Genomic DNA, 12,167 nt, shown 5'->3' with positions numbered 1-12,167 from the left:
TTTTAAAATCTTTATATTTGCAGACTAATTGAAGTAAAAGTCAAATTTATACAATATAATAACTTAAAAGAACCAGAATCAGATGAAACAGGACATGATTGTTATCCTTGACTTGGGTAGTCACGAGAATACGGTATTGGCGCGTGCCATCCGTGCATTAGGAGTTTATAGTGAGATTTATCCTCACGACATCACAGTAGAAGAACTGAAAGCATTGCCCAACGTAAAGGGTATTATTATCAATGGTGGACTGAACAACGTGATCGACGGCGTTGCTATTGACGTGAATCCGTCTATCTATACGATGGGGATTCCTGTTATGGCTGCCGGTCACGATAAAGCGACTTGCGCAGTGAAGCTTCCGGCATTTACAGATGATATCGAGGCTATTAAGGCTGCTGTAAAGTCTTTCGTATTTGATACTTGTCAGGCTGAAACCAACTGGAATATGGCCAACTTTGTCAATGACCAGATCGAGCTGATCAGACGTCAGGTGGGTGATAAGAAAGTATTGCTGGCATTGTCGGGTGGTGTTGACAGCTCAGTAGTAGCTGCTTTACTTCTGAAGGCAATCGGTGAAAATTTGGTATGCGTGCACGTAAATCACGGCTTGATGCGTAAAGGTGAGTCTGAAGATGTTGTCGAAGTATTCAGTAACCAATTGAAAGCAAATCTGGTTTATGTAGATGTAACAGACCGCTTCCTGGATAAATTGGCAGGTGTGGAAGATCCCGAACAGAAACGTAAGATTATCGGTGGTGAGTTTATCCGTGTGTTCGAAGAAGAAGCACGTAAACTGGATGGTATCGATTTCTTAGGTCAGGGTACTATTTATCCGGATATTGTAGAGAGCGGAACGAAGACTGCCAAGATGGTGAAATCTCATCATAATGTAGGCGGTCTGCCTGAAGATCTTAAGTTCCAGCTTGTAGAGCCCTTGCGCCAGTTGTTCAAGGATGAAGTTCGTGCTTGTGGTCTGGAGTTGGGTTTGCCTTATGAGATGGTTTACCGTCAGCCGTTCCCCGGTCCCGGTTTAGGTGTACGTTGTCTGGGTGCTATCACACGCGATCGTCTGGAAGCAGTACGTGAATCTGACGCTATTCTGCGTGAAGAATTCCAGATTGCCGGCCTGGATAAAAAGGTATGGCAATACTTTACCGTAGTGCCTGACTTTAAATCTGTTGGTGTACGCGATAATGCCCGTTCTTTCGACTGGCCGGTGATTATCCGCGCTGTCAATACGGTAGATGCCATGACAGCTACTATTGAACCGGTAGACTGGCCTATCCTGATGAAAATCACAGACCGTATTCTGAAAGAAGTGAAGAATGTGAATCGTGTTTGCTATGATATGTCGCCGAAGCCTAATGCGACTATTGAATGGGAATAAGCGTATAGAGCATTAAATAGAATAGCCCCCGGAAGCTGAATATAAACTTTCGGGGGCTATCTTTTTGCATTTAGCGTCACCTATGGCGTCACCTGCCACCAATTGATGTATAAAAGAAAAAGGCACCCAAGAGTGGAAGCCTCTCAAATGCCTTATTCTTATCAAGTAGCGGGACCCGGGATTGAACCGGGGACCTCATGATTATGAACCTGCGTCTTCCAAAGGCTAAGCCTTTGAAAGCTACCAGCAGAGCTACTGAATATAAGTCATTTATGAAGATTTTGGCTTTTGCTAAATCTTATATCTGACTTCTAAAATATCTCCTATTTGCTTATCGGTGTAAACCGTAGCGCAAACCAAAATGTGACAATAATATGTTACGTTATGGATGCTAATATAGGCATTATTTGTTTTAAATCAAAAGTTTTAGCTAATGGAGAACATCCGTTAATGTTGAGAATTAGCCAAGGTAAGTTACGTTACTTTAAATCTTTGGGAATTTCAATCAAAGCTTCTTGTTGGAATTTTGATAAGGAAGAACCTAAAAGAAACTATCCCAATCGTGAACAGTTATTGAATATCATGAATCAAACGAGACAAGAATATGTCAATATGATGTTTGAACTGAAAACACTTGGTAAAGACTTTACTCCACAATCTTTGGCTGAATACGTGGAACGAAGTTGTAATAAACAGAATGTGGGAGATTATATTCAATACATCATACAGTATATGACTGCCGAGAAACGGTTAGGTAATGCCAAAGCTTACATTAGTTGTTATAATTCTGTATTGAGATTCGCAGGTAACTTGGATATACCTTTCACGGATATTGATGTAAATTGGTTAAAGCGTTATGAACTTTATCTTCGTAAACGTGGTAATTCTGATAATACGATTGGAATACGAATGAGAGAATTACGTGCTGTTTATAATAAAGCAATAGAAGATAATGTGGTGAACGAGAAGTATTATCCTTTTGTAAAATTCAAAATATCTCATTATCGCAAGGGTAAATGTAAGAGGGCAATTACTAAGGCTGAAATACATAAAATAATGAATGTTGATTTAATGGAGATAACAACTTATTATAGTCCATTACTTTATTTGACTAAAGACTTATTTTCTTTTAGTTATCTTGGTTGTGGTATGAATATGATTGATATAGCATATTTGAAGTATTCAGATATTGTGAATAATCGAATATGCTTTGTACGACATAAGACAAAGCAGCCTATTACATTTCAACTTTTACCTCAAGCCGTACAAATTGTAGATAAATATAGGAAACCGCACTCACAACTGAATGATTATGTTTTCCCAATATTAGACCGTAATTTTCATATTACTGAACAACAGCAATATGACAGGATTAGAAAAGTGATAAAAGGCATGAATAAAGCTCTTAAAAAGATAGGTGCTCATTTGGATATTAGTATTCCGTTGACAACCTATGTTGCACGTCATTCATTTGCAACGGTATTAAAACGTTCTGGTGTAAATATCGCATTGATAAGTGAATCATTGGGACATACAAGTTTGTCAACGACACAGTATTATCTTGATAGCTTTGAAAATGAGCAGATAGATGAAGCAATGAAGAATCTTCTTTGAAATAAAATGTCGCTTTGCTTTTATGGTGAAGCGACATTTTTTATTTTTGTGACAAAGTTTGAAAATATGGAATATCAGATAATACCAATCAATACGATAAAACGAATCGAATCATGGTTGAATAGTGAAGTGGGATTCAGCCGTTCAATGTTTCATAATGAACTGGACTATATATCTGATGTATATCTTTTGGGTAATAAGTTCCCAATGGAAATACAGGATTTGTACTTGTCAATAAAGAAGGAAGAGCAGGAGATTCCCTATCCTAATTGCGGGACAGATGAGGACAAATATGAGTTTTGCATGACTGTGGGAAAGAATTTAGTTCTTGAAAGTGGTAATTTTAAAGCCGAGTATATTGAAACATTGTGGAATACATACAATAAAAATGAAGACGAAGCCTATGAACAGCAAGACCAAGATGTATTTTACGCTATTCTTCTTATTGTAAGTATCTACTATAAATACACACAGACCAATGGCTATTTTGATTTTGAGGATTATATTGCTGACCCAACGCAACTAAAGTATAGTTATTCTGTTAGACCGGATATGCTACGTTTTTACAAGATGTTTCATGAGAAGAAAAAGACCAAGAGTAATATTGTCACGATTGAATATAACAAACAGAAAATAGAACTTACGAATGATGATAGCTGGTTTCTCAATATGATAACTCCATATCTTGATAAATATTTGGGAGTTTCAACTTTGGAAGAAGCAGAAACGGAATTGGATAAAGATTATCCCAGTATAGGTAAAAGAGGCAGGAAACGTGAAAATGCGATACTTGATACAGTAACTCTTAGCATATATAATCTACTACGTCACTCATCATTTGCGGTCAAAGGTAAAGGATTAACAGATAACGAGGGAAATTTCATTCTTGAGTTACTGAAATATCTCAAACTGATTGATGAGGATAGTCCTAAAAATGACATATTGAATTTACGGGCTACAATCAGGAACTTACAAAAGTATGAAGTTTGTCCAAATTGGTGGAAAATTCCCATGTGCAAAACGTCTCCCAATAATCCGGTTGAACATTTAAAATCATATTGGTAAAACATATAAAGATAAAAAATGATAGTCTTTATTTAATTGATGATTGTTGTGTGACTGCATATAATCTGTTGATATATTGTGAATTATGATATTTGTAATTACATAAAGAATTAAGCATAAAAAAAGGGATTTCTTTATGTTTTTTTCTTCATTTCATACGCTTCTATTTCTCCGTAGTTTTGCAGCGTAATCAAAAACAAAGGTGCGCACCTCGTTTGAGATTCATAAATGTTTAATTAAAAAACAGCGAATATGAATTTAGAATTTGTAGAAAAGAAAGTAGTTAAGTCTTATGACAATGAAGGCGCAATGCAAACAGTAAAGGCAATGATGAAAAGAGGTGAGCAATTGAATGTTAAGTTTTACACTAACAAAGAGAACTATCCATGTGCTTGGATTGAATCCAAAAAGATTCAAGGTTTCTGTTTGATATTGAATCAAGAGGGATTAAGTTGGTTACGTACTTATTTGGAAACAGGAGAAGCGGAAAACTTTGGTTTTAATCCTAATAGTGTTACGGCTTATAGTGAAGGAGAAGATAAGGATTTCCAACTATCAATTTTTAAGCAATTGATTTTAGCGGGAAAAGCATTACAATTTGTTCCTACGTTTCGTGAGTATGGAGCGAAAATTACTGCCAGTGCTTTTTTCAGAAAAGGAAAGATTTTCTTCCGGTTGGAAAGGACAGAAGAGTTATATGATTATTTATTGGAAAAAGAATTGATAGCATAATTGAATTATTAACGGGGGAAGGCGCAATTCCTTCCCTATATTTATAAATCTATTAAAATTTAAAATTATGAAAAAGTTAAATGTAAAGCCAGTAGAAGAATTGTCCCAGTTCATTAATGAAGCTAATACTTCTGGAAATTTGTTGCAAGATGCACCTGATTTTGATGCAATCAAGCAGGAAGAGTACGAAAATGAAGGAATGGATGTGATAGACGTTAATGAGGAAGATGACAATAGAAATTAATCTTAATGAGCTCGGTAAGGTGCAATACCTTACCGAAGTTCTTCCCGAAATTCCTACGAATACAATTCTTTGTAAGAAGTTGACCGGACTTGGTGCTACCTATGGAGAAATCACGGCAAAACGTAACTCGATTATCATTGAATCGAATGTTCCTGTTATTATCGGTAAGTGCAATGACCCTAAGCATAAAGATGATAATCTGTTCGGAGTATATGAAGGTGTATATACTGACGATATCGTAAAATATTTGGAGAAGAGCAAGAATAAGTATTATAAGATACTTACTACTCCCGAAAGTTTTCAGAAAGTAAAGGACGCATTTGAAGAACTGGAAATGAGTGCGCATTGTTCTTGCTTCCTTCTGTTCGATGAATGTCATAAACTGGTGAAGGATGCGGATTACCGGAGTGATATAATTCTACCGATAGATGATTTCTTTAAGTTTGACCAAAAAGCATTGGTTTCTGCCACACCGATAGAATTGAATGACCCTCGATTTAAGGAGCAGAACTTTCAGACGATAGAAATACAGCCGACTTTCGATTATAAAAAGGAGATTTGGCTTCATCATACGAATAATACGCTGCAAGCATTTAAAGATACACTATCCAAGCTAAACAATGAGGAAGCTGCACCACTTCCGATTTGTGTGTTTATCAATTCAACTGATATTATATATTCATTGATGAAGCAACTAGATTTATTGGAAGATTCCGCAGTCTTTTGTGCCCCTAAGAGTGTTGATAAGTTGAGAAGGAATAAATTTACCAATGTCTATGAACAGTGCAGCATTGATAAGATGAAACGGTACAATTTTTTCACTAGCCGTTTTTTCAATGCTGTGGATATTGAGTTAGAACAGAAACCTCATGTAATAATGTTAACCGATGTTTACTTTGCAGAACATACAATGATAGACCCTTATACTGATGCTATCCAGATGGTTGGACGATTCAGAAATGGTGTATCATCAATTACACACATTAGTAACGTTAAAGAAGGTATATCACAAAGAACGAAAGAAGAAATAAAAGGATATATTGTTTGTAGCAAAGAGATATATCGAACAATGAAGAACTTTTATGATTGTGCAACAGACAGGGCTTCCCGTGATGCTTACCGTGCTGCACTGGAAAGTCTTCCTTTTAATAAGATGCTTGATAGGAACGGGAGAGAGAATTGGTTTGCAATAGACAACTACATAGATGAGGAATTGATGAAAAATTATTATTACGATAAAGGCTCTCTAAACGAGGCATACGATAATTGTGATTCATTTATTTCTTATCAACATGGATTTTACTATTCGATAGGTGACTTTGAACGGCTAAAGAGGGAAAATAAATCTCAATCCATTAAAGACAAGCGTAAAGAGATAGTCCGCCAGTTGGAGATGTTGGGAGATTGTGTTACTGAAATGGAACTGGAATACAAGCGGGATTTGATTGCGGCTGATTCATTTATTGTTGAAGCTTATGATACGGTAGGTAAGGAAGTGATTGAAAAACTCAAATATTCCAAGAAGAAAATCACGGAAGCCATGATACAGAAGGAATACAGTGAGAAGGCAACCGGAACAGAGGTAATCCGCTTAATAAAGAACTCATTTACTGTTGGTCAAAAATACACTCGTAAATATACCAAAGAAGAAATAAAGAGAATTTATGCTCTATTGAATATACATCCCCCTAAAGCTATAACAAGTAAGACTATAAGCGATTTCTTTATGGTGTCCGAATGTAAGGTTAAAGGTGAAAGATGTTATATGTTGATTGAGGAAATCCTATAATGTGAAGGACATTTTTACCGGGAAAATACTTTTATAGACCCTGTTTGAAAAATGTCCTATTTGAGGATACTATTTTTTTGTCGATTTTTCTCGTTACATTTTTTTGCAGATTATGGCTATATAAAAAATATGGAAAGTCAGGAAAATAGTAGTACAGGTATTTATAAAGTATTAATTTTGTAGTTGATGATAGCGTTACAATTTTTTCTGAATAATAGACATGAAAAAACTAGAAATCCAAGAACATGACGGCTTTCTTGATTTAGAAGACCTTCCTCATAATTGTATCTTTAATAAGGTAGTCACAGGTTGTGGCGGAACAACAATTGCTCTTAAAAATGGTGAGAATTATGTGATTGCAGTTCCTACCACTGAATTAATAGAAAATAAGTGTTATCCACCTAAAGATGAGAACGGAAATAGTATTGTGTGGAAGGCTGAAAATAGAAAGGCAGGATTGAGTCCGGTTAGAAATCTTTTCGGATTGTATGGTACATTCACTCCTACGTTGAAGAAAGAGTTGAAAGTATATCTTTCTAAAGAAGGAGCGAAAAAGATAATGTGTACTTATGATAAGATGCCTTCTCTAGTTTCTCTTCTTACTCCCAAAGAATATAGGTTATTAGTTGACGAATATCATAATCTCTTGAAAATATATTCTTATAGAAAAGAAGCCGTAGAAGGAGTATTGGAACATTTTAACGAGTTTAAATCATATTGTTTTATGTCTGCCACTCCTATTGCTATGGATTTTAAACCGGATGCTTTAAAAAACGTGGAAGAATATATTGCAGATTGGAAACATATAGAGCCTTTAACGATTCTACCTTATAAAACCAATAGAGCTTATATGCTTACTGCAAATCTTATTAAAGCGTATCAGAGAGAGGGATATATAAAAAAAGATGAATTGAAATCATACGAAGCTTACTTCTTTATAAACAGTGTCACAGAAATAAAGAAAATATTAGAATATACTCATCTTACGAATGATGATTGCAGGATTATTTGTGCTGATGAAGACAAGAACCGTAGAACATTAGGGGAATATCAGATATCTAGTTCTACGGATGCACCAAAGAAATTTAATTTCATAACTTCCAAGTCGTTTGAAGGAGTGGATTTTTATTCTGAAACAGGTATATGTTACGTGGTAAGTAATATTTATAATAAACATACTCTATTAAGCGTTGATATGGATATTCCACAAATTGCAGGGAGAATAAGAAATACCAATAATCCGTTTAGAAATTTGGTTGTTCATATTTTTAATACAAGACCAAAAGACTACTATGAAAATTATGAGAAGGCAAAAAAGGAGATAGAAAAAGAGTTGGAATATGCTAAAGAAAGAGCTACTGTATATAACCGACTTTCGATAGGAGCAAAGAAGCAACAAAAGTCAGATTTAGGTAAATCCTCATTTCTCAAATATGATAAAAAAAATGATGAGTTTATTGTTAATGATATGGCAGCTAAAGTTGTGTTCTATAATTATAGGTTAATGAATAGCATATATTGTTCACAGAAAGATTTAGTTGCTGAATATGAGAGGGCAGGTATATTACATTCTAAAGTGGAATGGGTGCAACTAGATGATAACTTTATAAAGCCTGTTTGTAAGAAGCCTACATTCTTGGAAACATTTATCTTGTATGCTGATATGAAATATTGTTTGGATATTGAAGTAAAACAGGGCATTGAAAAAGAATATCCTTTCATAAGAGACGCTTTGTGTAAATTGGGAGTAGAACAGGTGAAAAAATTAAGAAGTATGAAGGCTGTAAAAGTTGCTCTTGAAGCTTTAAAAAAAGAGAATATTTGTACTGATAGTGATATTGGTCAACGCTTAAAAACATTATTAACGGTTGGTACATTTATGCCTTCTAAGGAACTGAAGGCGATTGCACAACAATTTGGAATGAAGAAGCCTACGGACTTAAAAAAATGGGTTGAACTAGAATCTGGAACTAAACGAATCGAGGGAAAGCCAGCTAAAGGATATTGGGTAAATAGAATAAAATAATATATATTTTTAGCTATGAAGGATAAGGATTTTAAACGTTTGGAACATAAATACAAAAATTATAGAAAATATTCTGACGGTAAAGAAATTGCTTATGGCTATAGACCGGACTATGTTCTTTATCAAGAAAAAGAGTACATAATTTTTGAATTCGAGAGTGGTAGTTCTAGAAAAACTTTTGTTGGTGATATGATAAAAGCTGCTCATTTTCTTAGAAATGAAAGAAGTGGAATTCTTGTATTGGTTATATCTCTTACTGAAAAAGTTCGTGATATAGCATCTATTGCAGCCCATTTACGTCCATATTTTGAATGGGTGAAAAATATTACAAAACTGAATAAGATATATATTATAGATATTAATGCCTATTACAATGGGCAACGTACATTAGAAGTTGAATTACCGGAATTTCTTGAACAGGTGGTAATGATAGACTGAAAAAATATTAAAGTAAACATAATGGCTAAGATAGTAGAAAAGTATTTATTTGATTATGTATTGACACAAACTTACTAAGAAAATTAGCTTTTACATGTGTGGAAAGTTAAAAAAATGTCTATTCTTACTTTTGCAATTATATAAAGGATTATGCGTAATATGAATGTTTCTATAACGAAAGATTAATAAATATAAAATGAGAATATTGCCATAAATATCCTCATTTTATTCTATTAGTGTCAATTTAGAAACTATTTTTTTTTATTGTGTTAGATATAGTTATAGTTCTATTTTTCATAATTTCAGCAGTTGTATTTTTAACTGCAGAATTTTCATGAAAATATTTTGTACTAAATGCTCCTGTTGTTATCTGAATCTTTGGATTATATCCAGAATCTGAAATTTTATAACTTTTTGTTTCCATATGTGTATCAATTTTCATGTTTCCAACCTTCAAAGGTTCTATCATCACTAAGATTTATTTGAGGAGGCATACCTGGTGCAGGTATGAAAGATTGTTTAGATAAGGTTCCTTCACTTAAGAAAACGTCTGTCCCATTATTTAAAGACTCGATTAATCCTCTTCTAAAAGAATATGGATAATTACTTGCACCATTTAATATAATGGCAGGGTTATATGGATTCTCTAATTCCATTTCATTACTAATGTCATCATAGATATCTTTTATGATAGAATATAGTTCTGTAGTAGGTTTTTCAATGGTGAGTCCTAAGCTTTCATTTGCCTCTTTTCTTCGGATAGAATAGTCATGGCTGCCTGATTCACTACAAAGAAACTTGATAATAGCATCCTCTTTTTCTTCCCCTAAATTTTGCCATTTCATTAACTTTCGAGCTAACATTTGTATTTGGCTTTTAGACTTATATACCTGTCCTAATGTTAATGGGTGTATTTTTTCTGAAAGATGCAATAAAATTTCAGTCATACTTCTTTGGTCAGTTATACCAAAGTCTTTTTTTGCCATTTCAATGTAAGCATTTACATACTCTACACTAACGGGAACCTTTGCATTAGGGTCTGATATACCAGGTATCATGGGGTTTAATGGTCCATTTATACTTGGGTCGATTGGACCAAGTGTTGCTTGTTTGGTCATTACTAGGTTATTAGCTCCTAGACAAATAAGGGTTCCTGAACTAAAACAATTAGCTGGTATTATAACTTCAAAATTCTTACAAAAACTTCTTATAAGATTTACTAAACTCCAAGCTGTTAACGTGTTTCCACCATTCGTGTATAGATATAATGAGATTTTCTCAGCATCTCCAATTTTATCTAAATGCTTTGATATCTTAGGTAAAATATCATTAGCAATTTGTGTTTCAAGTCCTGGGCGTGTACCTGTGACATAAACCAATAACTTAGAGTTCCTTTTTTCCTCTAATTGCCTATATAATTTTAATCTATCTACCCGCATATAAATTACTTTTTATTTTTCATGCAAACTTAGAAAAACATTTTTAATTTGAAAAAAGATAATGGGATAAATATCTAAATTGTTGTCGTATAACATACTTTTTATGTCTCTTTAATTTAAAAACAATATACTTAACTAAGGTTTATGTGGTACGCAGTATTTAGTCAAAGCGTGAAGCATAGAAAATATATCTATTAATAAAATGGGTTTACAATAGGAACCTTGACAAATAAAGTCTTTACTAATTGATTGCATATAGTATACTAGCAAATGTGCTTAACTATGGCTTTTGGTGTTGATATATTATTTTTTCTTATAAGCAGGTGGTAGCTTTATTTTTGCTAGTCGCTCGAATAGTTCAGGATACTTTTTTCTTAAATAATCTTTGTCTATTTTGATTGTCATTTTACGATGAATGATATGCTCTGTTGTTTCATCTGAAAGGGTGGTACTTGTGTCAGGTGCTATTGGGATTCTTGTCTCAATCATGGGATTTTAAATAAAATGTTTTTCTAATGTGGTTAATCTGTATTCTTTGTTTCTGATAGCCTTGTGTCTGTAACCATACACCGATATGGACTTTATTATCTCTGATTCCGTGTTTCAAGGCTAATTCACGTAATTCTTGATAGGTATATACTTCTGACATGGTAGGTAATATGAAGAAATTTTCATAACCACAAGCGGTAGGCAGACGTCAAATTGCCTACTTTTTATGGTTATGCTACAAAATGAAAAAGGTCGTCTAATACTAGTATATAGCGACTGCAATAAATCTATCAGACATGCTTTATCTATGGAGATTGTGAAAAGGTAATTACCGTATTGGTAGTATTGGGAATGGAGATAATAAGCTCAATGCAATACGGTATCTTTCTTCATGGATACAAATTTACGATAATTGGGAGCTAAAAATGAATGATACTCATTCTTCAAACATTGGTTATATGGTTATGCCACATTCTGTAATGGTCTAAAGTAGTTCCATTTATGGAGAAAAAGAAATCGTCTAATACAGTATATAGCGACTGCAATAAAATCTATCAACATGGCTTATCTATAGATTGAAAAAGTAAATTACCGTATGTATAATTGAAATGGAGATAATAAGCCTCAATGCAATACGTAATCTTTCCTTCATGGATACACAAATTACGAATAATTGGAAGCTAAAAATGAATGATACTCATTCTTCAAACATTGTTATATGTTATGCACATTCTTAATGTCTAAATATTCATTATGAAGTAGAAAATATGCGTCAATAAATACATATATAATAATCCCCTACCTATAAAAATAGAGCTCAAATATATATCAGTTTATTTCTCCTATGATTTACTGAATTGAAAGTTACATGAACACGTGAAGAGTAGTTCTAACACCCCCTAGGGTAGTTGGAAGAAAAGTGAAATATCTATTCTCCACGT

General features: G+C 33.8%; 11 protein-coding genes. 8 read left to right on the top strand and 3 right to left on the bottom strand.

Features of this window, described 5'->3' with window-relative positions:
* The first annotated feature begins 82 nt into the window (after positions 1 to 82).
* The 8 genes from guaA to ACHLI0_RS10185 all read left to right on the top strand — a co-directional run bounded on the left by guaA (position 83) and on the right by ACHLI0_RS10185 (position 9,298).
* Positions 83 to 1,390 carry a glutamine-hydrolyzing GMP synthase gene (gene guaA, locus ACHLI0_RS10220; protein ID WP_490749082.1) on the top strand — a complete coding sequence of 436 codons (1,308 nt, stop codon included), beginning with the start codon at positions 83 to 85 and terminating at the stop codon, positions 1,388 to 1,390.
* A 384-nt stretch (positions 1,391 to 1,774) separates the two neighbouring features.
* Positions 1,775 to 3,004: a site-specific integrase gene (locus tag ACHLI0_RS10215; RefSeq protein WP_143869036.1), complete on the top strand. Its 1,230-nt coding sequence runs from the start codon at positions 1,775 to 1,777 to the stop codon at positions 3,002 to 3,004.
* A 66-nt stretch (positions 3,005 to 3,070) separates the two neighbouring features.
* Positions 3,071 to 4,069 (top strand): hypothetical protein, encoded by a 999-nt coding sequence (locus ACHLI0_RS10210; protein WP_490749081.1) that lies wholly within the window; start codon positions 3,071 to 3,073, stop codon positions 4,067 to 4,069.
* Between the two features lie 252 nt (positions 4,070 to 4,321).
* Positions 4,322 to 4,801, top strand: coding sequence for a hypothetical protein (locus ACHLI0_RS10205; RefSeq protein ID WP_490749080.1), 480 nt, complete (start codon positions 4,322 to 4,324; stop codon positions 4,799 to 4,801).
* A gap of 67 nt (positions 4,802 to 4,868) precedes the next feature.
* Positions 4,869 to 5,045, top strand: coding sequence for a calmodulin (locus ACHLI0_RS10200; RefSeq protein ID WP_490749079.1), 177 nt, complete (start codon positions 4,869 to 4,871; stop codon positions 5,043 to 5,045).
* The gene (locus ACHLI0_RS10195) at positions 5,029 to 6,834 is read left to right on the top strand and encodes a DEAD/DEAH box helicase family protein (protein ID WP_490749077.1); all 1,806 of its coding nucleotides are present in this window, start codon (positions 5,029 to 5,031) and stop codon (positions 6,832 to 6,834) included. The genes ACHLI0_RS10200 and ACHLI0_RS10195 overlap by 17 nt, the downstream gene beginning before the upstream one ends.
* Positions 6,835 to 7,054: 220 nt before the next feature.
* Positions 7,055 to 8,860, top strand: a complete 1,806-nt coding sequence (locus tag ACHLI0_RS10190) for a DEAD/DEAH box helicase family protein (RefSeq protein WP_490749076.1) — start codon at positions 7,055 to 7,057, stop codon at positions 8,858 to 8,860.
* 15 nt (positions 8,861 to 8,875) lie between these two features.
* Entirely contained in the window at positions 8,876 to 9,298 is a 423-nt protein-coding gene (locus ACHLI0_RS10185; protein ID WP_022471229.1) for a hypothetical protein, read from the top strand.
* Between the two features lie 244 nt (positions 9,299 to 9,542).
* Here the strand turns inward: ACHLI0_RS10185 and ACHLI0_RS10180 are convergent, their stop codons facing one another.
* From ACHLI0_RS10180 to ACHLI0_RS10170, 3 genes are all read right to left on the bottom strand, one after another.
* Positions 9,543 to 9,722, bottom strand: coding sequence for a hypothetical protein (locus ACHLI0_RS10180; protein ID WP_490749074.1), 180 nt, complete (start codon positions 9,720 to 9,722; stop codon positions 9,543 to 9,545).
* A 7-nt stretch (positions 9,723 to 9,729) separates the two neighbouring features.
* Positions 9,730 to 10,737, bottom strand: a complete 1,008-nt coding sequence (locus ACHLI0_RS10175) for an SDH family Clp fold serine proteinase (protein ID WP_022471227.1) — start codon at positions 10,735 to 10,737, stop codon at positions 9,730 to 9,732.
* 303 nt (positions 10,738 to 11,040) lie between these two features.
* Entirely contained in the window at positions 11,041 to 11,226 is a 186-nt protein-coding gene (locus tag ACHLI0_RS10170; protein WP_490749073.1) for a hypothetical protein, read from the bottom strand.
* Positions 11,227 to 12,167 lie beyond the last annotated feature (941 nt).

It is taken from the genome of Bacteroides sp. RCH18 (genome assembly GCF_058231005.1).
The sequence above is the reverse complement of the archived record's forward strand: the minus strand, read 5'-3'. Positions and strand labels throughout refer to the sequence as shown.